The sequence below is a fragment of the Pseudomonas sp. 1152_12 genome, assembly GCF_052850675.1.
In genome coordinates, this window is record NZ_VXCW01000002.1 from 554,442 (window position 1) to 577,626 (window position 23,185).

A 23,185-nucleotide genomic window follows, 5' to 3' on the forward strand; every position below is an offset into this window, starting at 1 on the left:
CATGGCAGCGATCCCCGCCCCTATACAAGGCCCACCCTAAGGTCATAAGATGAGAAGCATTATCATTTAATGCGGATCTGACATGCACGACGACAGCATCGCCTCGCCCGTCGCCCAGCTGTATGCGAATCATCATGGCTGGCTTCGGGGCTGGCTGCATCGGCGTTTGGGGCACAGTGCCGATGCCGAAGACTTGGCGCACGATACCTTTATCCGCGTGTTGCGCTCCAAGGAAGATGTACACGAGCTGCGCCAGCCCATGGCGTTTCTGGCCACTATCGCCAATAGTTTGCTGATCAATCGCTGGCGTCGCCAAGCGATTGAGCGGGCGTATCTGGAAGCGTTGGCGGCGCGGCCGGTAGGCGAGGAGCCGTCGCCGGAAGAGCGCCACTTGATGATCGAGACGTTGTTGCAGCTCGATTCGCTGCTGGTCGGGTTGTCGGCACGGGTGCGGCAGATTTTCTTTTTGTCCCAGCTCGATGGCCTGACTTATCCGCAGATCGCCGCCCAGTTGAGCCTGACCGTGGCCCAGGTGCAGCGCGCCATGGGCAAGGCGTTCAGTGTTTGCTACGCGAGCCGGTTCGAATGAGTGGCGCCGCTGTTGAGCCTCGCGTGCGCGACACTGCCATTGATTGGCTGGTGCAGCTGCAGTCCGGCTTGATGAGTGCCAGTGATCACCAGGCCTTGCAGCTGTGGCGCCAGGCCAGTGCCGAGCACGAGTACGCGTGGCAGCGGGTCAGTGGCTTGCCTCTGCTGCTTCAGCCGGGTGCCAACCTGTTAGCCGATACTACGGCGCGACGGGCGTTGCAGTTGGCTGGGGCCGCTCCACAGCGCCGTCGACAGGTGCTCAAGTGCCTGCTGGCGTTGGGGCTGCTCGGTGGAGTGTCCTGGCACGCCGCGGACGCCACGTTGGTACGTTCGGCGTTGGCCAGCTATCGCACTCGTGTGGGCGAGCGGCGGCGCTGGGCCCTGGCGGGTGGCTACTCGCTGTGGCTGAGCACCGCCAGCGCTGCAAACCTGGACTTGAGCGCCGGGCGGCGCAGCGTGCAGTTGGTCGAGGGCGAGTTGGCCCTGGATACCCCGGCAGGTTCCGCGTCGCTGGAACTGCTGACCCCCAACGCGGCGCTCTACAGCCATGGCGCCCACCTGCTGGTGCGCCATGATCGCCAAGGCACGCGGGTGACAGTTTTGCGCGGGCTGGCGCAGGTGAGCACGCGGCATCAGCCGATACCGGTGCCGTTACAGGCGGGCTGGCAACTCAAGGTTGATGAGCGTGGAGCCGGGCGCCCGAGCCCTATCGATGTGTTACTGGCCCAGGCCTGGATGCGCGGCATCCTGCCCGCCGAACGCATGCGCCTGGACCAATTGCTGGCCGAACTTTCGCGCTATCGCCAAGGCTTCTTACGTTGCAGCGAAGCGGTGGCGGGCCTGCGCATTACCGGCAGTTTTCAGCTGGACGATACCGATGCAGCGCTAGCGTTGGTTGCCAATACCTTGCCGGTGCGTGTCGAGCAAAGAACGCGTTATTGGGTGACGGTGGTGCCCGCGTGAAATTTTTTTTCGGCGACGCGATAGTTTTTTCGTTCTGGCTTGGCCTTTAGGTATTACCCACCGGCACAGGTGGGTGTCGACCCTTAGGAGCCTTGCATGATTTCCCCCGCTCGTGTCTTGCGTACCCATACATTCAGCTTACTGTTTCTCGGTCTCCAGCCGCTCTACGGCGAGTTGGTTTTTGCGGCCGGCGAGCGCGCCTATAGCATCAGTGCCGGCCCGTTGGACCAAGTGCTGTCGCGCTTTGGTGCCGAGGCCGGGATCAGTATGGCGGGCAGTTCGCTGCTCACCGCCGGCAAGACCAGTCAGGGCTTGCAGGGCGATTTCAATACCGAGGCGGGTTTGACTCAGCTGCTGTCGGGCACTGGCCTGGGCTATCAGCGCCAGGCGGACGATGGCTATGTTTTGCGCCCACATCAACAGGCAATTTCCCTGCCGACGCAAAAGGTGATTGGCGAAAATCTCGATGAAGAGGAGGTCTACCGGGCGCCGCGTTCATCGGTGTATATCTCCGGCGAAGACATGCAGCGCTTTGGTGTGGTCTCGGTGGGCGATGTGCTCAAGGGCCAGCCTGGCGTGCAGGTTGGCGACAGCCGTAATGGCGGCGGCCTGGATGTGAACATCCGTGGCATTCAGGGCCAGAGCCGGGTGGCGGTTACGGTGGATGGGTCGCAGCAGGCGCTGGATGTCTATCGCGGTTACGCCGGTACCCAGCAGCGCAGTTACATTGACCCGGATATGATCAGCGACATCACGATCGACAAGGGCCCCAGCCTGACCTCCAGCGCCATCGGCGGCACGGTGAGGATGCGCACGCTCACCGTCGACGATATCCTCAAGGACGGCCAGAGCATCGGCCTGCGCCTCAAAGGCGACCTGTGGAACAACGGCGTCGCCCCAGCCGCCCGAGACCCGCATTCCGAGACCGAGGCCCTGTACTCTGAGCCACATCAGAGTCGCGGTGGGCTGTTCGGCTCAGAGGCGCAGGCCGGCAGCGCTGCATTTGCCTATACCCATGAGTTTTTCGACGTCGTGGCAGCCTATGCCAAGCGCGATCAAGGCAACTATTTCGCCGGTAGGAAGGGCCAGGACCGCTACCGTACCTACGACCGCTGGGGCGATGAACAGACCAGCGTGGCCACCACCTACAATGCTGGCGAAGAAGTGCTCAATTCGTCGTCGAGCACCGCATCGCTCCTGCTCAAGACCACTCTGCGCCCGGCGCACGGACATACCTTCGACCTGGGCTATCGCCGTTACGATGGGCGTATCGGCGAGATCATGCCCTCGGATATCTTCCGCTTCGGCACCGGCGGCATTTATCAGTACCCGCGGGGCCACACCAAGATCGACACCTACACGGCGCGTTACAACTACTTGCCTTCGGGTAACCCGTTGGTGGACCTGACTGCCGACCTATGGCTGACCGATGCGCAAACCAGCCAGCTCACCTCGGTACGAGCGCCGGCGTCCCAGGCGTATCGCTCGGACCGCGCCTGGAGCCGTCAGGCTAACCAACGCATTGGCGGCGGCGTGGCTAATACCTCGCGCTGGGCGACCGACTACGGCGACTTGACGTTGGACCTGGGCAGCTCGTTCCAACTCGAAGAACTGCGCCCGCAAAAAGGCGTGGTCACCAACCAGGACGATATCAACGCCAACCGTATGCTGCGCGAAGGGTCGCGGCAGGAGTTCAGCGTCAATAGCAAGTTGGAATACAAGCCTGTGGACAGCCTCACGTTATGGGGCGGCGGGCGTTACACCCACTATCGCAGCAAAGACCACATCGCCAATGCCACGGCACGGCGTGAGGAACGTGACCTGCGCTACCTGCGCGTCTACAACGGCGGCCATTCCGGCAACATGATGTGGTTCCCTGACCAGAACGGCGATTACACCGACGCCACCGATCCACGCCTGAACAATGGCATTGTCTTCCAGAACACTAACTTTCCTTTCGAGGGCGTTCGGTACAACACCTTTGGCGCAGTTGATTCCACGGTCTATCCGTCCCAGGTCGGGGAAGTGGTTACCGGCTATGATTATTCCGCCAAGGCGAGCAACAGCGGCGGCGCCTTTGCCCCGGCGGTGGGCATCAATATCGAGGTGTTGCCGGACACCTTTGTGTATGCCTCTTACACCCAAGGCTTTCGTATGCCGTCGCTGTTTGAAACCAGCCAGGGCGTGCTGCAGACCATGCCCGGTAAAGGCCTGAAGCCCGAGCGTTCGAGCAACTGGGAGATCGGCGCGAGCACGCTGCAAAAGGGGTTGTTGTTCGATGACGACTCGGCAGCGATCAAGCTGGCTTACTTCAACAACACCATCAAAAACTACATCACTCGTTACTACGACCCGAGCCCTGGCATGTGGGGCTTGATGCGCTTCAGCAATACCGACAGCTACAAAACCAGCGGCCTGGAGTTGCAAACCCGCTACGATGCCGGGCGCGTATTTGCCGACCTGTCGTCCACCTACTACCTGAAGACCGAAACCTGCGATGCAGCCTTCGCCGCCACACTGCGCGCCACCAGCAACCGTTATCAGCAAACCAGTCATACGCCGAACTGCACGCCGGGCAGCTTCATGGGGTCCTACACCAACACCCAGAACCCACCTCGGTTCGCGGGCAATCTGACCACAGGCCTGCGCTTTTTCGACCAGAGCCTTACGCTCGGCACACGAATCACCTACACCTCAGGCCCCACCGTCACCGCCGACAAACCCTGGCAGACCGGCGCCACCACGCCGCAATTGAATTACCGCGAAGTGGCCTTGGTCGATCTGTTCCTTAACTACACGTTGCAGGACGATGCCAGCCTCAACGTGTCGCTGCAGAACCTGACCGATCGCTACTACCTGGACCCGCTGGCGCAGAGTTTCATGCCGGCACCGGGGCGCACGCTGCGGGTGGGCGTGCAGGCGAAGTTCTAAAGGGGAAGGTGGCGATGCTCGCGTGGCAGTGCAACAGCCCCCCACGCGAGAATCGGCAAGGCGGGGTTACAACGTCTGCACAATAATCTGGCTTTTCAGGTCGTTGACCATGCCTTCAATCGCCGGCTTCATGGCGACGAAATCCTGCGGGCTGCACACCACGTCGGGGTGGTTAAACGCGTAGCTGCGGGTGATCATTACGCTGTTGCCTTCCTTGACGTAAGTGGTCTGGTAGTTGAATCCGCCGGTGTTCAGGGCGACGGCCTTGGGCACCGCCAGGATGTTCACTTCTTTGGGGAAATCGAAGCGTGCCTTTTCTTCGATCATCCCGGAAGTACAGGTGAAGTTCTGAGTACGGTCCTGTTCCGACAGGAAGCTGAACACGTTCTGGCCGATACCGCCGGCCAGACTGCTAAGCGTGGGCACGCCGGTAGGGCCGGGCAGGTTGACCAGGTTGTCAGTACGCCCCTTGACCGTGGAGGTGAAGGTGGCGGCGTTGCTGTCCAGTGGGTCGGTTTCGATCTTGCCGCTGCCGGTTTGCCCGTACAGGCTGAGGACTTTCTGGGTCAATTGATCAAGGTCGGCAGGCATCATCGATTTGAACAGGAAGCGGTTGAGCTCCGTCGCCCAGCCTTCCACCGTGGTGCCGTTGGTGAAGTCCGCCGCGCCGCTCGGGTCGATATTGAAATGCAGCGTGCCGTCCACTTTGCCCAGTTGGTTTACGGGAGTACGCGCCAGTTCGCCGCGCTGGGTCAGCAACACAGGTTTGCCCAATTCCGGAAGCAGCAAGTAGCCGGCGGCGATGGGGGTGGCGGTGGAGTCCAAGTAAAGGTCGAGGGCCGGGATGTAAGTGATCGCATGGTTAAGCACACCCAAGGTCGGCACCTTTGGCAGTACATAGGCGTCGCCGAGATTGATCAGTGCGGGGGAGCTTTCAATCGCCACGGCCTTGAGCAGCGCTTCGAGCAAGGCCACATGGTCCTTGCAGTCGCCATAACGGTTATCCAGCACCGCCTGCGCCGAGTGCGGCACCACACCGCCATTGCCGACGTAAACCGCGACGTAGCGAATGTTCTTGCGCACCCAGTCACTCAATACCAACGCTTTGCTGCGCGGTGAGTCCAGGCTGGCGGTGAGTTTATTGGCCAGTTCGGTGATGGCCGGTGTCACCTCGACCTGCGCCCTGGCGGCGTACGCCTGCGCAAACTGTTTGTAGTCGGTGAACGTCGACACGGCTAAGCGCTGGCCGTAATCCGTGTAGGCAACAGAGCCGACTTCAACGCGATTTTTCTCGGTGGGCTCCAGGTCCCAGCGGTAGATCTTGCGCCCGTTGGCTAGGGTGGGGGCGGTGGCATTGAAGCCCCTCACGTCAGCGAACAACGGCATGTCGGCCGGCATGTCGTAGGTCAGGTGGATCTGCTGGCTCTCGTAGAAGTCCGGTGCATACAGGTCTTCGAACTGGCCGGGGAACATCGGCGTGGTGCGCTGGCGTTGGTAGTGCAGCACCATGCGGTCACCCACGGCAACGTCGGGGAAGATCACCACTTTGACCCGCGAGTCCTGGAACATCGGCGCTTCGGCTGAAGCCTGTTCCTGCTGCTCCTTGATCTGGTCGGTGGCGACCGGCACTTTGCGCCCATCAGCTTTCAGCGTGTAGGCATCCACGATGTCCACGGTTTCAAGCGTGCGGTTGAAACTCACCGAGCGCTCGGCGTTCGGCTTGATCGCGCGCTCTTCATTGATGCGCCGGACCAGCTCGACGTCGAGCACAAAACTGCCGTCGGCATTCACTACGTAGGACTGCTTGTTTTTTTCGACAGTCAGCGAGCGGTCGGTGTAATCAGCACTTGCCTGCGCGCTGAAGAGCCCGCAGATGACCACCGTGAGTGCGCCGAACAGGCGCGTCGGTAAGAGAGTTGCGCTTTGCATAGAGATCCTTCTAAGCGATGACGCGCACCGTCTGGAGGAGGGTGCACGTTCCTTGGTAAACCGCCAAATGCGAAGCGTTACTATAGAGAGGTGGCGATGAGCTTGCAGGTTTTTGTAACTTAAAGAGGTGTAGGAACGTTCTGGGTATTGCTCTGTAAAACGGGTTTCGCCTCACGGCGCTCTTGATTTGCAGGCTTGAAGTATTCATTTTTTTTTGAGGCGCTTGATAAAAAAGCTAGGGAGACGCTGCAAAAATAGCCAACCGTCCCCAGCCTTGGCGCACTGAGTACCTTCAACCAGCCACACTCTCCGTGAGCGTTACGGGCGTTACGAAGACCTTCTCCGAACTCGAATACACCGGCAAGAAAAAGCAGACTCGCCGAGATCGCTTCCTGGCTGACCTTGAATAGCTGGCGCCTTGGGCACAACTGGAGGCGCAAGTGGCGCCGTTCTATAGCGACACCACAGGCAGGCGCGGGCGCCCTGCGATTGGGTTGTCACGCATGCTGCGCATGTATGTCGTGCAACAGTGTTTCGGTTTCTCCGATGAAGGTTGCGAAGATGCCGTCTACGACAGCCAGGCCATCCGTGGTTTTATAGGCATCGACCTGGGCCGCGAGTCGGCACCGGATGTCACCCAGTTGCTGCACGGTGGTGAAACCTATGTTTTGCCGCAGTGAATACAGACAAAATAATCGCAAAATGCAAGCCGCCCTGCTTTTTAAGCTAAAGCTACTAAGGCATGTTAACTGCGGTTACTCCCCAACGGTATAGCTGTCGCTGTCGTCTTGAAATATGTGACCAGAACCGCATACCAATTCAGACATTCCCGCCTTACGGCACCTTTCAAAATCCCGAGCAATCAATCTATCAACACTTGGGTTGCCGGTAGGCGCGGGTTTGATTTCTTTAGACGGCCGGAAAGTAATCAGCGGTTTTTCAGCCTCAATCCGAAACAGACTATCGACGACAGCGGCCTCCGCAGGCGCAGGTTCCGGGGATTTTGGAAGTTGATCGGCACTCACACCGAAACGCTGCAAGATCGACTCATCTGGCAACCCACTGGCCGCTGAGTATGCTGACAACCCCCATACCATTATTGCGACACCACAAATCTTTAAATTCATCAACGTCCGCCTCGTCATATGGAAAATTCACGCCTCAACATGAGCCGCCAATACTTGGCGGACTAGTACACACATTTTACCAAACGGCATTAGCTCCATTCAAGCGACTGAAAAGAACCGAACATCCACCTCATTTGAGTTGAGCGACATGAAGAAAAATGAACATTCAACGCCAACTTTAGTTGGTCCTGTCGAATACGCAACTTAATATCGATCAGATAAAGTGCGTGCAACTAACCTCTCAACATCAGCATTACAGCAGGCAGAGTAAAAATCTGGATCACCCACAGAGTCGCGCGACACTGTTAACCACTTGCAATAATAGATACAGCACCGAATCAATCGACATGCAGACTGATGCCTTCTTGCTTGGCCATCATGGTCAACATCAATTCTGCCATTGCCATATCTCCAGAGTGAACTTTACGAAAAAGCTCCTCCATCAAACATACCGTCAGATAATCCGCGTTGGCAGGAGAATGCTCAGCAAACGTAAACCCTTGTGCTGAAAAGTCTGCATTTGCAGCCGCCTCTGCTTCGCAAATAACTTGAGTGACACGCTCAACTACTTCGCCTACATAATGAGCGACTCTGTCCGCCAAGTATGCTTGTTCGCTTTCGGTAAATGGCTGTTCCATATTTGTACTTCTTACCTTTGGTAAAATCTGTAGAACTTTACTAACCATCTAATTTTCGCATATCCAAATTTTTAAAGTCAAGAGACAGCGAATTCAGAGACTCTAAGGGAACTCTGAAAAAGACCTCCAGATTTGGTGAAATACCCGCCTCACACGAATTGAACGGTTGAGCCCGATGAAACCACGATCCTCAACGTTCGCCGCCTGCTGGAGAAACACGAACTGGCCGGTGGGATTTTGCAGGTCATCAACGGTTATCTGGGCGATCGGGGCTTGCTGCTGCGCCAAGGCACCGTGGTCGATGCGACGATCATTCACGCGCCGAGTTCGACCAAGAACAAGGATGGCAAACGTGATCCCGAGATGCATCAAACCAAGAAAGGAAACCAATACTTTTTTGGAATGAAGGCGCACATCGGTGTCGATGCCGAATACGGCTTATTTCATACACTGGTGGTCACGGCGGCGAATGTCGCGGACGTGACGCAGGTCGATCAGTTGTTGCGCGGCGAGGAAACGTAGGTCTGGAGATGCGGGTTACACGAGCGTGGACAAGCGCTCCAGTCCGAATAATGCGTTCGGTCGCTCGCGTACCTGCAAGAAACGTTAAGAGCTGATTGATGATGGGGGGTATTGCTTCAAATATTGCTACTGGCGTTGACCACTTGGATCGTCCCAGCGATATTTACCCTAATGCTTGCCCCTTGAAGAACGGTGCCTGAAACGTTGACAGAGTTGACGTTGCCTTCGGCGCTGTTGATTGCCGGAGGTGGCAAGACGATGTCAGGGCCAAAAGGTAATAACCCTTGAGACTAAAAGTCAATAAAGACTCACCGCCAGGGAGATACTAACGTTTCCATTTTATTACCTGCCTGGAGAAAATTCCAGCTTTGAATTTGCGCTGTTGACCGCAAGGAAATTGATCTCAAATATACTGTCATTGGTTATTGCACCCTTTACTTCTCCCGTCGGGAGGTCGTTTGTAGAAATTAATAAAGCCACGCGCGTTGCGCTAAGAGTTGACGCCTATGCTTTATCGCTCATAAATATTCATCTTAATTGACTTTGTATAAGGAATCTCTATCTAAGGGTCAAAGGCCAAGTTTCACTCAGGAAGATGGCTGATTAGAATATTTATTGGTTGCTGCCTGTATAGGTGTATAAATACGACTTTCTAGGTTGGCATTTATTCTCGCACGCTCTTAATCATTCCATGCCCCAATTGTTTTTTCATGACGGGTCCTTGAGTAAGCGTCAGCGGCATTACTTTTTGGCTTCAAGCTTCATAATTAGCCTTTGATGTTTACTTTAGGGCGCTGCTGCAAATCAAGGTGGGGGTGATTGCCAGCTTGCTTTCCCTTGTCGGCCTGTTGCGCATCAGCGTCCCGACCACGTACGGCCATCACCGGCTGCTACCGCTGCTGCCCAAACTCCGCGCGCTGTACCCGCACGTGAGCGTGGACATCCATATCAGCAACCGCAATATCGACTTCGTTGCCGAAGGCTATGACCTGGCCATTCGCGTGCGCGCCCAACCGGACTCATCGCTGATTGCCCGGTTGCTGGAAGACGCCGAGCTGGTGGTGGTCGCCGCGCCGGCCTACCTGCAACGCGCCGGCACGCCACAGACGTTGGAGGAGCTGGCGTTGCACGAATGTATTCAGTTTGAATTACCCAGCAATGGCCGACGCATTCCCTGGTTGTTTCAGGTGCAAGGCCAGGAGCAAGAGTTCGCGGGGGAGGCGGGGTACAGCATTTCGCATGATGTGTTGGGCGGCGTGACCTTGGCCAAGCACGGGGCGGGTCTGTTTCAGACCTACAGATTCATCGTCGAGCAGGAACTGGCTGACGGCACGCTTGTTGAGGTGCTGAAACCGTTTGGCGGGCGCTCGCGACCGTTTAGCTTGCTGTATCCCCACGGGCGGTATGTGCCGCATCGGGTGCGGGCGTTTGTGGATTTTTTACTGGCGTGTCGGGACGAATGGGCGGCGTCGTAGACGCGGCGATATCCCATGTCAGCAGGATTTGGCTGATCGCCGCGTCGATCACCTGGTACGGCACATCATCGCGGGCCAGGATCGAAACGCCCTGCGCTCATCACCCCCAGCGCCACCATGCAGCCCTTGGGTGGCACATCATCACACTGCATGCGCGCCGATTGGCGCAGCGCGGTTTCGTGGGCTTTGCGCGGGGCAGGGTTTCGTCCCACAGGCCCATTTGTGCCATGACCGGTTTCATCTGCATCGTCACCGAAACCCTGCCCGCCGGCCTGTTGCCGTTGATCAGCGACGGCTTGGTGATTTCGCCGTCGATGGCCGGGCAGATGGTCACCGCCTACGCGCTGGGTTCAGTGCTGGCGCTCATGCCCATGGCTTCAAGCCGAGATGGCGCTCAGCCGATGGGCCTGTGGTGTCCGAGCACTGACCCCCAATAGGTCTAGGCGAGTTTCACATTCATGGTGATATGGGCGGTGAATACCTTGACGCCGCCCTCATCGAAAATCTCCACCGGCACGATCTTGTCGCCAGCGGTTTGCCAGTCAATCCCGCCACCCTCGGCCACGGCGCGAATGTTCGACTTCGCCTTGGCCAGGTACTCCACGGTCATGCCTTTGGGAATCCAGCGTGCACCGGCAGGAATCGACACATCGGTCATGGTGCCGCCGGCCAGTTCGGCAGCATTGCACAGTGCAATGGCGTGTACGGAGGCCAGGTGGTTGGTGATTTCCTTGCGAAACGGCACATTCACCACCGCACGGTTCGGGCTCAACTCGGCGAACTCGGGGGCGATGGTGCTGAAGTACGGCGCCATCTGGCAGGCCATCTGCGTGAATGCGGCGGGGCCTGCGCTATTGAACAGGCTGAGCAATGGGCTCATGGGATATCCTCAAGTGGATTAACAGAATAATATTCTGTAACGGAACAATATTCTGTAAGTTTCATGCCTGTCAACCCGAGCTTTCTCTGGTGGTCGATGAACCTATAAACTGTTTTTATTTGGCGTCTGCGTGCATGCACCCCATCGACCTTATCGAGCGTACCTTCCCGGGCAGGCGCAGCGACCTCAAGCGCACCATCCTGCGTGCGGCCCTGGCGTGCTTTAACGAGGTGGGGATCGAGGCGACTAACATCGAAACCATTCGTGCACGCTGCGACACCAGCGTCGGCGCGATCTATCATCACTTTGGCAATAAAGAGGGGTTGGTCGCTGCGCTGTTTTTCGCCGCGCTGGAGGACCAGGCCACCCTGCGAGACCGTTATCTGCAGGATGCGCACACGGCGTACGCCGGGGTCGTGGGGCTGGTGCACAGCTACGTTGAATGGGTGCACGAACAACCGGACTGGGCGCGATTTGTTTTTCAAAGCCGCTTCGCAGTGTCCAACGGCCCGTTCAAAGACGAGCTGATTGCGCGCAACCGCCAGCGCAACCAGCAGTTGAAAAGTTGGATGAGCGCGCCGGAACGCAAGGAACACTTCAGCCACCTGCCCGCTGAACTGATCCTCTCGCTGATCATCGGCGCGGCTGAAAGCTACTCACGGGCCTGGCTGTCGGCGAAGGTCAAAAAGAGCCCTTGGGAATATCGCGAGCTGCTGGCCGAGGCGGCCTGGAATTCGATCAGTCAGGTGTCGCACTAAAGTGCAATGTGAGGGTCCATAAAGCCCCTCACTTTAAGATATAAAACATGCACTTACGCATTATTGCCGTTGGCTTGTCGGCGTTGCTCTTGCTCTCGCCCGGGGCGCAGGCTCGCAGCCTGCTGGACTTGATCACGCCGCCCGCCAAGCATCAGCAGCACACCTCGCGCGCAAGCTCAATCAGTCAGCGTGCGGCCCTAGCCCTCTATTCCAGTCAACAACAGCAACCCTCGTTCGCCAGCTGCGCCGACCTGTTCCCAGGCGCCAGGCCGATCAACATCGCCACTGTGCCCGCCACGATGAAACCTTTGGCGTTGTGTTCCGATCACTTCGCGGTGCTTTATTCGCAAACCAGCAAGACACCGCTGGTGGTGGTCGAACGCCTGAATGCCGCTCAACTGAAAAACGCCAAAGGTGAAGAGCGCACCAACCAGTTCTACCCTGACCCGCGCATCCCTAAAGGCGCCCGCGCCGAGTTGAGCGACTACCGCAGCCAACACCCGGCCGTGGACCGTGGCCATCAGTCCCCGGCTGCCGACGCCCCGAGTGCGAATGCCATGGCGCAGTCCTTTGCGCTGTCGAATATGGTCCCGCAAGACCCCACCAACAACCGCAAGATCTGGAGCAAGGTCGAGGCGGACGTGCGCAAGTTCGCCGTGCGTGCCGGCGGCAATGTGTTTGTGTTCACCGGCCCATTGTTTGATGCGGGCTACAGCACCATCGGCGACAACAAAGTGTGGGTACCGACGCGCTTGTTCAAGCTGGTGTATGACGCCTCGTCGAAACGCGCCTGGGCCTATGTGCTGCCCAACGCTGAAACGCGTATCCAGAAACCGATGGACTACGACGCGTTTGTGAAGACTACGGGGCTGAAATTGCTCGGCAATCTTCCGGTGACAGGCTCGGTGGGGCGCACCTGAGGTCACACCTCAAAGGCTGGCGGCAACGTCAGCCTTACTTGGCCTTTTTCAGCGTCTTCAAGCGCAACGTCGCACGCTGTACAGCGGCCATCTTTTCCGGGCGTTTCATGCGTTTCCATTTGCGAATGTCGTCCTTGCTGCGCCCGCAGCTGACGCAGAGATCGCCGCTGAGTTGGCAGGTGGCGATGCACGGGTTTTCGATATCTTTAGCCAAGGTCTCACCTGGGTTTGATCAAGGGTGTGCCGCTAGGCCGCACGGAATTCAACGGTGAGGTGGCTCACTTCATGAACCGGTTTGAGGCGCTCGCGAATGCGCTCGGCGTCGATGGTCGAGCAGCCAACGACGCTGACGATGGCGAGCACGGAGGTCAACGCATCGGCGAGTACATGCCGTAGGCTGAGCGCATGTTGTTGTCGTGACCATGAGGGTCGTGATCATGATCGTGCCCATGGCTGTGACCGTGGCCCAGCAACAGCGCGCTGACGATATTCACCGCCAACTCCACCACCGCAATCAGCGTGGCGGTACCGAACTGTACTTCGGTAGGCTGCAGCAAGCGTATCACCGACTCGACACCGATACCCAGCGACACCAGCGCCAGGATAAGCGCCGAGGCGAACCCGCCCAGGTCGCCGACTTTGCCGGTGCCGAAGCTGTAGCGTGAGTTGCTCGCATTGCGTTTGGCGTTTTCGTCGTGGGCCGAGCCGAGGAACACATGTTCGTGGGTGTGAGCGCTATGGGCGGCGTTCATTTGGAATACCGCCGAATGGCTTCCAGCAGCTCTTCGACGCCACGGGCGCGGGCTTCCTCGCTGAGGGCGGGGTCGGCCACATGGGCTCTGGCGTGGTCTTCGATGATTTCTTCCATCAAACCGTTGATGGCGCCGCGTGTGGCGGCCACCAGGTGCAGGGTTTTGGCGCAGTCGAGGTCCGACTCCAAGGCTTTTTCAACCGCCTGTATCTGCCCGGCGATGCGTTTGACACGCTTGATCAGGCTGTCTTTGTTTGCGGCAATATGGCCCATCCAGTAGTTCGGTGCCAACGCTGCGAGTATGCAACCAAAGCCAAACACCGCGGCGCCGGTCAGCAGTGACTTGAACTGCGGTCGCTCACTGCCGGCAGCAATCAGCGCGCCGGCGATGGTGCCGATGGCCAGCGTCGAGGTCAGCAGGCCGTAGCCACGCGTATCGGCATGGAATTCGGTGACGGCCATGGTCGAGATGAAAATCGGGAAGTTCATGCCGAAGGTGCCGATTAGAAACAGCATCAGCAAGATCGCCTTCAGGTCCGGCCGCGCCTACACATAACGCATGCCCTCGGTGAGGCTGCCTTTGGTCCGCAGCGCGCGCACCTTGAAGTGTTGGCTGGAAACGCGCAGGAAAAACAGCGACGCCAGCACCGCAAAAAAGCTCGAGCCATTAAGCAGGAACGCCCAGCCGGTGCCGACTGAGGCGATCGTCACGCCCGTCACGGCCTGGCCGATCATGCGCGCCATGTTGAACGAGGTGGAGTTGAGCGCGATGGCGTTGGACAAATCTTTCTCGCCCACCCGTTCGGCCACGAAAATCTGCCGCACCGGTGCATCGAATGCCGAGGCGCAGCCGGATAAAAACGCAAACACGTACATGAGGGCGTTAGTTCCTCCGGTTGTCGGGCCACTCGATGATGGCCGGTTCGCTGACAGATCACTTGATTTCAAACTGCCGCAAAATCGCGGCCTTCGCTTTCTCTCCATCGCTGCCATGGAGTGCACAAATGGACGCCTGATCGTTGAGTTTGTGCAGTTGAAAATGGTTGTAGAACGCTTGGCCAAGCCGCTGTTGCTCGAACGCTCCCTGGTTCCAACGGTCTAGAAAGTCGTCGTAAGCGGCACGCTCGATTTCCAGTTTCGGTGTATTGCCCATGTGAACTCGTTCTATTCATTCAGAGAACACGCAAGACGCCCACACTCGACCTGTTGGCCTTGGCGTCTGGATTCCATGCGATCATACCTACCCCCATTCAAACACACCGAGACTCCCCATGAGCACCTCCCTTTCCCTGACCCCCGCGCGCAAGCCCATCGCGCCACTGCTGGCGTTTATCATCCTGGTGGTGGGCGCCGTGTTCCTGCAGAACAGCGTCGGCTCGCGGCAGGTGCTGTTGCTGGTGGTCGGCGCGGCGCTGGGCTTGACCCTGTACCACGCCGCCTTCGGCTTCACGTCGGCCTGGCGTGTCTTCATCAATGATCGGCGCGGCGCTGGTTTACGCGCGCAGATGGTGATGCTGGCGGTGGCGGTCGTGCTGTTTTTCCCAGCGCTGGGGGCGGGTACGTTGTTTGGCCAGCCGGTGCTCGGGCTGGTGGCGCCGGCCGGGGTATCGGTGGTGTTTGGTGCGTTTATTTTCGGCATCGGCATGCAGTTGGGCGGCGGTTGCGCCTCGGGCACGTTGTTTACCGTGGGCGGCGGCAATGCGCGCATGTTGGTGACGTTACTCTTCTTTATTTGCGGCTCGTTGATTGCGACCCACCATGTCGATTGGTGGTTTGCATTGCCGTCGTTTCCAGCGGTTTCCATCGTCAAAAGCTTCGGCGTAGTGCCAGCATTGCTCTTGAGCTTGGCCGTGTTCGCGATCATCGCAGCGGTCAGCGTGCGCCTCGAGAAGGGTCGTCATGGCCAGCTTGATTCGCGCGCCACCAGCGAACACACAGGCTGGCGGCGTTTCTTGCGCGGGCCCTGGCCGTTGGTGTGGGGCGCGATTGGCCTGGCGCTGCTCAACTACGCGACCCTGGCACTGGCCGGGCGGCCGTGGGGCATCACCTCGGCGTTCGCGCTGTGGGGCGCCAAAGTCGCCAGCGGTCTGGGTGTGGATGTGGCCAGCTGGGCGTTCTGGCAAATGCCGGGCAATGCCAAGGCCCTGGCCGCGCCGGTGTGGGAAGACATCACCAGCGTCATGGACATCGGCATCGTCCTCGGTGCGCTGTTGGCGGCAGGCCTGGCCGGGCGTTTTGCGCCGAGCCTGAACATCCCGGCCCGCTCGCTGCTGGCGGCGGTGATCGGTGGCTTGTTGCTGGGCTATGGCTCGCGCCTGGCGTACGGTTGCAATATCGGCGCGTACTTCAGTGGCATCGCCTCGGGCAGCCTGCATGGCTGGGTGTGGTTGGTGGCGGCGTTCATCGGTAACAGCGTGGGCGTGCGGCTGCGGCCGTTGTTCTTTGCGGGCGAGCGGCCGCAGGTGGCGTTGAACGGCTGCTGAGTGAACCAGTGAGGTAACCGGCATGATCAGAGAGTTGAGAACCTTCGTGAGTGCGGCGCGGCGCGGCACCTTTGCCGCCGCCGGCCAGCAGGTGGGGCTGACGCAATCGGCTGTGAGCGCACAAATCAAACACCTTGAAGACGCGCTCGGGGTAAAGCTGTTCGACCGCACCGGCCGCTCCGCCACCCTCAACTCAGCGGGGCAGCGCGCGGTGCCGCTGGCGGAGGAAATCCTCGACATATTCTCGCGCATGGGTACCCCCGACAGCGCCAACGACTTCCACGGCTCATTGCGCATCGGCGCCATCGGCAGTGTGCAAACCGGCCTTCTGCCCCAGGCGCTGGTGGCGCTTAAGCGCCGCGCGCCGTTCATCGAGGTCAACCTGGTGCCGGGGGTTTCGCTGAACCTGCTCAGCCAGGTCGATGCCGGCGAGCTGGACCTGGCGATCATGATCCACCCGCCGTTCAACCTGCCCAAGGACCTGAATATCGAGGTCATCGCCCGCGAGCCCTTTGTGCTGATCACCGCCAAGGACGTGCCCGGCGATGACCCGTTGCAGATCCTGCGCGAGCAACCTTTTGTGCGCTATGACCGTGGCTCGTTCGGCGGGCGCCAGGTCACCCAGTTTCTCAAGGAACAGAAGATCCAGACGCAACAGGCGCTTGAGCTCGATGAGTTGGATGCCATCGTCAAAATGGTCCGCAGCGGCCTCGGCGTGTCCCTGGTGCCGATGGCTGGGTTGTGGTTGGAGCACGGCAGCGACGTGCGGGTTCTGCGATTGGACACGCTCACGTTCTATCGCGAAATCGTGTTGCTGACCAAGTACACCCAGCGCCAATTGCCGCTCTTCGCGCTATTCCGGGCGTGCGTCATAGACGTGCTGGGTGCGCCGAAGTAGGGCGCGAGCATCGAAAAAATTGAGGCTCAGGGCGAAAGATATGCGCTTTATCGCGCGGTCGTTCTGGTGAAGAATCGCATTCTGAATAACAGAACCTGTAGGTAGCCACCGTGAGCCTTTCGCCCTTTCATTTAGCTATTCCTGTCTACGACCTCGCTGCCGCTCGTCATTTCTATGGCGACGTGTTTGGGCTCTCCGAAGGCCGCTCCAGCGCGCAATGGGTCGATTTCGATTTCTATGGCCACCAGTTGGTTATTCACGAACACCCCAAGACCCAATCCCAGGCGTCGGTGCACTCCAATCCGGTCGATGGTCACGCTGTGCCGGTCCCGCATTTCGGCATCATTTTGCAGTGGGAGCAGTGGCAAGCCTTGGCCGATCGGCTGCGGGCGCGCGAAACCCAATTTGTGATCGAGCCCTATATTCGCTTTGAAGGCCAGGTCGGCGAGCAAGCCACGATGTTTCTGTTTGACCCGTGCGGCAACGCGCTGGAGTTCAAAGCGTTCAAGGACATGAGCCAACTGTTCGCCAAGTGATTACACGCTGTGCCTGGCCACGCTGACACGCATGTCCGAATCCGTCCTGAAGTGGTCCGGCATGCGCCTGTTGCTCACCTGTCGGAATGCCTAGTATGGCTTGCATCATTCACTGATCTGCAAGCCAGAAGGCCCCTTCATGAACCGCAAAGCCCTTATCGTTATCGATGCCCAGCATTCGTTTCGCCATTCCACCTATTGGTCCGAAAATGACCTGCCAGCTTACTTGGAAAAACAACAGGCGCTCATCGATGGGTGTGTTCAACACGGCATCCCGGTGATACAAGTCTTGCATGTCGAGGACCAAGGGCATTTTTCCCTGGCCTCGGGCAACGTGCGGGCATTGAGCGAATTGTCGATCAACCCCGATGTGGTTATTCACAAGCGCTACCACAGCGCTTTTGCCGGCACGCCCCTGGCTGCGCGGCTCACGGAGATGGGCGTGACGACGGTGATCATCAGTGGCATTCGCACCGAACAGTGCTGTGAAACCACCACACGGCAGGCCTCGGACAGCGGCCTGAGTGTGGATTTTGTCAGTGAGGCGACCTTGACCTTCCCGATGACCCACGAGCGTAGCGGTCGGGTCTACACCGCGGCTGAGATTCGCGAGCGTACGGAGTTGGTACTGGAAGGGCGTTTCGCGCGCATTGTAAGCGTGGCCCAGGCACTGGAAGGTTGAACCTATGAGCGTGCCGGTGCTGTTCGTGCTGTTGCCCAACGTGCTGATGTTGGACCTGGCAGGCCCCGCCGAAGTGCTGCGCCTGGCGGCTCAAGCCGAAGACCCGGCGACCATCGACTTCGATTTGCAGTACGTCAGCCCGGTGGCGTCGCTGCAAACCTCTATCGGCTTGCCCCTGAGCGCGTTGGCGCCATTGCCGCCAATCCTGGCGCCCGGCACGCTGGTGGTGTTGGTGGGCTCCACGTCGAAGGTCACCCAGGCACGTCAGCAGGCGTTCGAATCGGCCAGCAAGAAACTCACCCAGTGGCTGCAAGCCGTGTTCGCGCCCTCCGGCGAACGGCTGGTGTGCGTGTGTGCCGGTGCCTTGAGCGCCGCTCGTGCAGGGTTGCTCGACGGGCGCCAGTGCACCACTCACCACGCGCTGTGCCCTATTTTGCAAACCATGGCGCCAAAGGCCCGGGTATTGGAAAACCGCCTATACGTCACCGATGGCAATATCAGTTGCAGCGCTGGCGTTACAGCGGGCATCGACTTGATGCTGCATTTGGTCGCCGAACTGGCCGGGCCACGGCTGGCCTGCGCGGTGGCGCGGGACATGGTGGTGTACATGCGCCGCAGCGGCGCCGACCCGCAGTTGTCGCCATGGCTGGCCGGGCGCAACCACCTGCATCCCGCCGTGCATCGGGTGCAGGACGCCATCGCCGCATCCCCGTGTGAGCCGTGGACCGTTACGCGCATGGCTGGCCTGGCCTACACCAGCAGCCGTCACTTGGCGCGGTTATTTCACGAGCACGTCGGCATCAGCCCGCTGGATTACCTGCACCAACTGCGGTTGACCGTGGCGCGTGAATTACTGGTTGAATCAACCCTGGACATTGAAACCGTCGCCGAGCGCGCCGGTTTTGGCTCGGCGCGGCATCTGCGGCGCATCTGGGGCAAATATGAAGCAGGGACGCCTTCAGCTGGACGTGTGGGTGGCAGTGCTTGACGCTTGATCAGCCTCGGCGTCGAGTTTGGCGCGGTCGGCTTTGCTGATGTATTTGTCTTTGCTTTTCGGCGCCAATTTGGCACTGGCCTTCTTCGCTTTGGCCTTGAAGAGCTGCTTGAGTTTTTTCTGGCGGTTCATTTCTTTTTGCCTGATCGGTGAAGGTCTGGATGATAGCAGCTTAAAAACCTGGGTCGCTTTTTAGCGCAAATCTGTGCATTGAATCGCCGTGCGTTCTGCCAATAATCGGGCCGGGTATTCAGCGCAAACGGAAGACCCTCGATGAGCATCCACACCCGCACTAAACGCATCACTGTCCCACAGCTGGTCGCGATGAAGGGCCAACAGAAAATCGTCGCCCTGACCGCGTATTCCAGTGCCCTCGCCAAGCTGATCGACCCGTTGGTCGACTTCATTCTGGTCGGTGACTCCACGGCCATGGTCGGCTATGGCCGCCCCTCGACCTTAAGCATGCAGCTCGAAGAAATCATCGGCCACACCCGCGCAGTGGTGGACAGCACGCGCCTGGCCTGTGTCATCGCCGACATGCCATTCGGCAGTTATCAGGAATCCAACCAGCAAGCGTTCCGCAACTGCGCCCAGGTGCTGGCGCGTACCGGTTGCGATGCCGTCAAGTTGGAGGCCAACCAGGCGTTGGCGGGCACCGTTGAGTTTCTGGTTGCGCGCGGCATTCCGGTGATGGCCCACGTGGGGTTGATGCCGCAGTTCGTCAATGTGATGGGCGGGTTCAAGGCCCAGGGCCTCACGGCTGAAACGGCGGCGGTGATTGCCGCCGATGCAAGCGCCACGCTGCAAGCGGGCGCTTTCAGCCTGTTGCTGGAAGGGGTGGCCGAGGGGGTAGCCCGGCAGATCACTTTGGACTCGAATATGCCCACTATTGGCATCGGTGCTTCGCCAGCTTGCGACGGCCAGGTGCTGGTCACCGAAGATGTGTTGGGCCTGGGCGGTGAGCACCTGCCGCGCTTCGTTAAACAGTACGCCGATGTTGGCGCGGTGATTCGCGATGCCTGCGAGCGCTTTGCCGACGACGTGCGCCACGGCCGTTTCCCCGAAGCGCGGCATTGCTACGGGCTTTGACGCACCGCCTGGGCCAGTTGCTGCACGGCCTGGGCGATATTTTTGCTCCAGTCCAGGGTGTAGCTCAGGCGCAGGTGCTGCTGCCACGCGCCTTGTTGGCTGAACAACTCGCCGGGGGCGATGACGATGCGCTGGGCGAGCAAGCGCTCGAACACTTGGCGCATGTCGACTGAGGACGGGGCCTTAAGCCAGAAGCTCGCACCGCCGTGCGGCACGGCCGCGGGCCACTGGGCGTCGTCCAGCAGCGTCTTCATGGCGGTCATGCGTTCCAGCAACAAGGCCCGTAGGGCTTTCAAATGCGCGTCGATGCGCTTGGAGGTGAACAGCTTAGCGATTGCCCTCTGGCGGATCGGCGACAGCCGAAACCCGCGCTTGAGAAACTCTCGCTGCAACGGCGAGCCCTGACCGTGACACAGCACGTATCCATAAGGCGCTTCGGAGCCGATGACTTTGTCGAAGGTTGAAAACACCAACAGCTTCCGCGGGTCGGCAAAATCACGATAGCGCGCCGGTTGCGGCTCGAAATACAACTCGCCATAGGTGTCGTTTTCGAACAACCAGATATCCCGCTGCGCCAGCCAGCGGCAAATATGCTGCTTGTCCTGCGCGGGCATCACGCCACCCTGGGGAATATTCACCGTTGACGACAGCACCGCCAATCGAATCGGCACCTGCATCAGCAGCCCTTTCAGTGCGACCAGGTCGAAACGCCCGTGCGCATTCAGCGGCACCTCAATCACTCGGATCTTCGCCGCCTGCAACTGACGCAAAATCGCCCAAGAGCACGGCGACTCTACCAACGCCACCGTACCGGTCAGGTCCAGGGCGCTAAGCGCCGCGTCCAGCACACTGTGCAAGTCCGAGCCGACAAACACATGGTCGGCTTGCCAGTAACGGTCGGCGGATTGGGTGTAGCGCTCGGCCAATGCGGCACGCAGCTCGGGCTCACCGAATGGCAGGTAAAGGGGCGCGAGGGAGCGGGAGTGCTGGCGGGTCAGCTCACGCTCGAGCATCAGCAGCGGGTTTTCCAACGACAGCAGCATTGCTGGCGCATCGCTGCTCATGGCCAGCACTCCAGGCTGGCGAGCGTTGGCGAATACCAGGTCGAGCAGGCAGGGCGAGCCTTCAATCAATAACGGCGCGGGCAGCAATCGGGTGAAATAGCCGAACTTGGGTTTGGCGTAGATCCGCCCTTCATCTTCGAGCAGCGCGTAGGCGTATTTGGTGGTCGACACCGACACACCCAGGCGCTTAGCTAATTGGCGCAGGGACGGCAGTTTGCGCTCGACATCCACCGGGCCGGCCTCGATCAACTCGACTAGGTAGCGGTACACCGCCTGATAGGCGAAAGCGCTGTGTTTCGTTTTATCCATGACCACTCGCGCCACTCGACCTGATTACACGGGGAACACCTCGGGGTTGGGGCCGGGCCAGTATTACTCAAGGTACTGTAATACCCAAACCCGCGAAAGACCGCCAGCCCTTGCGACTAGCTGCGCTTGAGCTTCCTGAAGGCCAGTGGTTCCCATACACGCAGTGCCAGCAAGAGCGCCGTTCCGCGTTTCTCAGACAAAGGCGCGGTCAACGATTCATTGTGAAGCGCCGCCAGTTTGCTGCGCAGCCTGTGCATTTCGACTTGCAGCTGAGCGTAAGCAGGCTTGGTCAACATGCCATGCGCAAAGTCCAGGGTTTCGTCCGGTGCCTCGAACGGGCTGCCCATGAAGTCGGGTAAACCCTGGCGCAGAAAAAATTGGCGGATAGGACCGTTCGGCAACCAATCAAAGTCGCGCGCGACGAGCAACCTGATCCGGTTACCCGGTTTCAGGTCCGCCAGGCCCATGCGCTCTAACACCAGCAGGTGCTTGATGCACTCGGCTTTCGACAGGCAATAGGCCGACAGCATGTCTTCCAGCGACCAGTGATTCAGTGCACACACGGCCACCAGCAACAACGTTTGGTCTGATACCAACTGCGCTTCCTGTTCGCGCTCCAGCATCTGCAGGCGCGGTGCCGACGACTCCGCCTCCTGAAGCAATTGCGCCATCGTCAAGCCGAGCAAATCACTGAACTGGGCGAGGCGCTCCACCGTCAGACGACCACTGGCCAGCAGGCGTTTTACGCTGGGCTCTGAAAGGTCAAGCGCTTGCGCAACGTCGCGATAGGTCATTCCCGCAGACTTCAGGCGCTGCTTAATTGTGTTGATGAGCTGGGTGATTTGGGTCATAAGTATTGAAATCCGATACTGGGAGTAGCAGTTTAAGAAATTATTTAGAGTAAAGGTGTGAAATATGCGTCCTCCTCGCATACTGGCCCATCAAAAAAAGGAGGTCAGCATGCCCGTAGACAATGGAGTGATCACACCGCTCATAACGCCCGTGGATGATGTGCAGATTGGGGACCTGGTTTTCATCCGCGTTACCGCCCGACCGTTCCTGGAAGTCGCCAGCGCCACGAACTCATGGACTAACCACGTGGGCATCGTCGTCGACAACCGTGGCGACGAGCCGTTGATAGCGGAAAGCACGTTTCCCTTCGCGCGAACCACGCCACTGACGCGCTTCCTGCAACGCTCCGAGCACGGCCGTTACGCCGTTGCGAGGTTGACCTCTGCGCTCAGCGACCAGCATCGCAGTGCGCTGGTCGAAGCAGCGCTTCGGCGCATGGGCACGTTCTACGACACCGGCTTCAACATCAGCTCGCGACGCCAGTTCTGTTCGCGCTTCGTTCGTGACGTTATTTATGAAGCGACCGATATACAGGTGGGAGAAGTGGAGACGTTCGCGACGTTACTGCAACAAAATCCCGATCCGAGGTTGGTCTTCTGGCGTTTCTGGTATTTGGGCCGCATTCCGTGGCAACGGTGTACCGTGACGCCGGCGAGCGTGCTGCGCAGTTCGCATGTGCAAGTGATTGTCGACGCGCCTGGGCATGCTCACGCTGAGGTGAAGCGGTGGGCCCGGTGAAGTGCACACGGCGCGAGTTGCTTCACGCTGGCATGGTCGGTATCGCAGCCAGTGCGCT

Annotated in this window: 22 protein-coding genes and 7 pseudogenes; 16 read left to right on the forward strand and 13 right to left on the reverse strand. The window is 59.2% G+C overall.

Annotated features, from left to right (window positions below):
* The first annotated feature begins 82 nt into the window (after positions 1-82).
* The 3 genes from FW764_RS05120 (at position 83) to FW764_RS05130 (ending at position 4,482) form a co-directional block, all read left to right on the forward strand.
* On the forward strand, positions 83-589 hold the full coding sequence (locus FW764_RS05120; RefSeq protein WP_446433032.1) for a sigma-70 family RNA polymerase sigma factor: 507 nt from the start codon (positions 83-85) through the stop codon (positions 587-589).
* Entirely contained in the window at positions 586-1,551 is a 966-nt protein-coding gene (locus FW764_RS05125; protein ID WP_446433033.1) for a DUF4880 domain-containing protein, read from the forward strand. Before FW764_RS05120 ends, FW764_RS05125 begins: the two co-directional genes overlap by 4 nt.
* Positions 1,552-1,647: 96 nt before the next feature.
* The gene (locus tag FW764_RS05130; protein ID WP_446433034.1) at positions 1,648-4,482 is read left to right on the forward strand and encodes a TonB-dependent receptor domain-containing protein; all 2,835 of its coding nucleotides are present in this window, start codon (positions 1,648-1,650) and stop codon (positions 4,480-4,482) included.
* Positions 4,483-4,548: 66 nt separating this feature from the next.
* On the opposite strand, the gene FW764_RS05135 is transcribed toward FW764_RS05130, so the two are convergent.
* Entirely contained in the window at positions 4,549-6,411 is a 1,863-nt protein-coding gene (locus FW764_RS05135; protein WP_446433035.1) for a DUF3857 domain-containing transglutaminase family protein, read from the reverse strand.
* A gap of 311 nt (positions 6,412-6,722) precedes the next feature.
* Between FW764_RS05135 and FW764_RS05140 the strand changes: the two are divergent.
* A pseudogene (locus tag FW764_RS05140) lies at positions 6,723-7,058 on the forward strand (transposase); the annotation flags it as partial.
* Between the two features lie 108 nt (positions 7,059-7,166).
* Here the strand turns inward: FW764_RS05140 and FW764_RS05145 are convergent.
* Together FW764_RS05145 and FW764_RS05150 are read right to left on the reverse strand one after the other, a co-directional pair.
* Positions 7,167-7,538 carry a hypothetical protein gene (locus tag FW764_RS05145; RefSeq protein WP_407020433.1) on the reverse strand — a complete coding sequence of 124 codons (372 nt, stop codon included), beginning with the start codon at positions 7,536-7,538 and terminating at the stop codon, positions 7,167-7,169.
* A gap of 338 nt (positions 7,539-7,876) precedes the next feature.
* Positions 7,877-8,176 (reverse strand): hypothetical protein, encoded by a 300-nt coding sequence (locus tag FW764_RS05150; RefSeq protein ID WP_446433036.1) that lies wholly within the window; start codon positions 8,174-8,176, stop codon positions 7,877-7,879.
* Between the two features lie 171 nt (positions 8,177-8,347).
* Here FW764_RS05150 and FW764_RS05155 point away from each other — a divergent pair.
* A pseudogene (locus FW764_RS05155) lies at positions 8,348-8,735 on the forward strand (IS5 family transposase); the annotation flags it as partial.
* An 805-nt stretch (positions 8,736-9,540) separates the two neighbouring features.
* Positions 9,541-10,173: pseudogene (locus tag FW764_RS05160) on the forward strand (substrate binding domain-containing protein); the annotation flags it as partial.
* Here the strand turns inward: FW764_RS05160 and FW764_RS05165 are convergent.
* A pseudogene (locus tag FW764_RS05165) lies at positions 10,076-10,387 on the reverse strand (TetR/AcrR family transcriptional regulator); the annotation flags it as partial. The pseudogenes FW764_RS05160 and FW764_RS05165 overlap by 98 nt on opposite strands.
* Positions 10,388-10,400: 13 nt before the next feature.
* On the opposite strand from FW764_RS05165, the pseudogene FW764_RS05170 reads away from it, so the two are divergent.
* Positions 10,401-10,565, forward strand: a pseudogene (locus tag FW764_RS05170) (MFS transporter); the annotation flags it as partial.
* Positions 10,566-10,612: 47 nt separating this feature from the next.
* On the opposite strand, the gene FW764_RS05175 reads toward FW764_RS05170, so the two are convergent.
* Positions 10,613-11,053: a hotdog fold domain-containing protein gene (locus FW764_RS05175; protein ID WP_446433037.1), complete on the reverse strand. Its 441-nt coding sequence runs from the start codon at positions 11,051-11,053 to the stop codon at positions 10,613-10,615.
* A gap of 134 nt (positions 11,054-11,187) precedes the next feature.
* Between FW764_RS05175 and FW764_RS05180 the strand changes: the two genes are divergently transcribed.
* Both FW764_RS05180 and FW764_RS05185 read left to right on the forward strand, forming a co-directional pair.
* Complete coding sequence (locus tag FW764_RS05180) at positions 11,188-11,811, forward strand: TetR/AcrR family transcriptional regulator (protein ID WP_446433038.1); 624 nt, start codon at positions 11,188-11,190, stop codon at positions 11,809-11,811.
* 47 nt (positions 11,812-11,858) lie between these two features.
* Positions 11,859-12,731: a DNA/RNA non-specific endonuclease gene (locus FW764_RS05185; protein WP_446433039.1), complete on the forward strand. Its 873-nt coding sequence runs from the start codon at positions 11,859-11,861 to the stop codon at positions 12,729-12,731.
* 34 nt (positions 12,732-12,765) lie between these two features.
* Here the strand turns inward: FW764_RS05185 and FW764_RS05190 are convergent, their stop codons facing one another.
* The 5 genes and pseudogenes from FW764_RS05190 to FW764_RS05210 form a co-directional block, all read right to left on the reverse strand.
* Positions 12,766-12,945 (reverse strand): DUF1289 domain-containing protein, encoded by a 180-nt coding sequence (locus tag FW764_RS05190; protein WP_446433040.1) that lies wholly within the window; start codon positions 12,943-12,945, stop codon positions 12,766-12,768.
* 32 nt (positions 12,946-12,977) lie between these two features.
* A pseudogene (locus FW764_RS05195) lies at positions 12,978-13,483 on the reverse strand (cation diffusion facilitator family transporter).
* On the reverse strand, positions 13,480-13,755 hold the full coding sequence (locus FW764_RS05200; protein ID WP_446433080.1) for a metal/formaldehyde-sensitive transcriptional repressor: 276 nt from the start codon (positions 13,753-13,755) through the stop codon (positions 13,480-13,482). The pseudogene FW764_RS05195 and the gene FW764_RS05200 overlap by 4 nt, the downstream one beginning before the upstream one ends.
* A pseudogene (locus tag FW764_RS05205) lies at positions 13,753-14,358 on the reverse strand (MFS transporter); the annotation flags it as partial. The pseudogene FW764_RS05205 and the gene FW764_RS05200, both read right to left, overlap by 3 nt.
* Before the next feature lie 58 nt (positions 14,359-14,416).
* On the reverse strand, positions 14,417-14,635 hold the full coding sequence (locus FW764_RS05210) for a hypothetical protein (RefSeq protein WP_446433041.1): 219 nt from the start codon (positions 14,633-14,635) through the stop codon (positions 14,417-14,419).
* Between the two features lie 118 nt (positions 14,636-14,753).
* Between FW764_RS05210 and FW764_RS05215 the strand changes: the two genes are divergently transcribed.
* From FW764_RS05215 to FW764_RS05235, 5 genes are all read left to right on the forward strand, one after another.
* Positions 14,754-15,965: a YeeE/YedE family protein gene (locus tag FW764_RS05215; protein ID WP_446433042.1), complete on the forward strand. Its 1,212-nt coding sequence runs from the start codon at positions 14,754-14,756 to the stop codon at positions 15,963-15,965.
* Positions 15,966-15,987: 22 nt separating this feature from the next.
* A complete protein-coding gene (locus tag FW764_RS05220) occupies positions 15,988-16,863 on the forward strand; it encodes a LysR family transcriptional regulator (RefSeq protein WP_446433043.1) in 876 nt (291 codons plus the stop codon).
* 110 nt (positions 16,864-16,973) lie between these two features.
* Positions 16,974-17,399, forward strand: a complete 426-nt coding sequence (locus FW764_RS05225; protein WP_446433044.1) for a VOC family protein — start codon at positions 16,974-16,976, stop codon at positions 17,397-17,399.
* A 139-nt stretch (positions 17,400-17,538) separates the two neighbouring features.
* Positions 17,539-18,081, forward strand: coding sequence for a cysteine hydrolase family protein (locus FW764_RS05230; protein WP_446433045.1), 543 nt, complete (start codon positions 17,539-17,541; stop codon positions 18,079-18,081).
* Positions 18,082-18,085: 4 nt separating this feature from the next.
* The gene (locus FW764_RS05235) at positions 18,086-19,069 is read left to right on the forward strand and encodes a GlxA family transcriptional regulator (RefSeq protein WP_446433046.1); all 984 of its coding nucleotides are present in this window, start codon (positions 18,086-18,088) and stop codon (positions 19,067-19,069) included.
* Here the strand turns inward: FW764_RS05235 and FW764_RS05240 are convergent.
* Positions 19,040-19,207, reverse strand: coding sequence for a DUF2986 domain-containing protein (locus FW764_RS05240; protein ID WP_446433047.1), 168 nt, complete (start codon positions 19,205-19,207; stop codon positions 19,040-19,042). The two genes, FW764_RS05235 and FW764_RS05240, sit on opposite strands and share 30 nt — an antisense overlap.
* A gap of 141 nt (positions 19,208-19,348) precedes the next feature.
* Between FW764_RS05240 and panB the strand changes: the two genes are divergently transcribed.
* The gene (panB, locus tag FW764_RS05245; protein WP_446433048.1) at positions 19,349-20,164 is read left to right on the forward strand and encodes a 3-methyl-2-oxobutanoate hydroxymethyltransferase; all 816 of its coding nucleotides are present in this window, start codon (positions 19,349-19,351) and stop codon (positions 20,162-20,164) included.
* On the opposite strand, the gene FW764_RS05250 is transcribed toward panB, so the two are convergent.
* Positions 20,152-21,537 carry an aminotransferase-like domain-containing protein gene (locus FW764_RS05250; protein ID WP_446433049.1) on the reverse strand — a complete coding sequence of 462 codons (1,386 nt, stop codon included), beginning with the start codon at positions 21,535-21,537 and terminating at the stop codon, positions 20,152-20,154. The genes panB and FW764_RS05250 overlap by 13 nt on opposite strands.
* A 116-nt stretch (positions 21,538-21,653) precedes the next feature.
* A complete protein-coding gene (locus FW764_RS05255) occupies positions 21,654-22,388 on the reverse strand; it encodes a helix-turn-helix domain-containing protein (protein WP_446433050.1) in 735 nt (244 codons plus the stop codon).
* Positions 22,389-22,497: 109 nt separating this feature from the next.
* Here FW764_RS05255 and FW764_RS05260 point away from each other — a divergent pair, with 109 nt between their 5' ends.
* Entirely contained in the window at positions 22,498-23,127 is a 630-nt protein-coding gene (locus tag FW764_RS05260; RefSeq protein ID WP_446433051.1) for a YebB family permuted papain-like enzyme, read from the forward strand.
* The last annotated feature ends 58 nt before the right edge of the window (positions 23,128-23,185 follow it).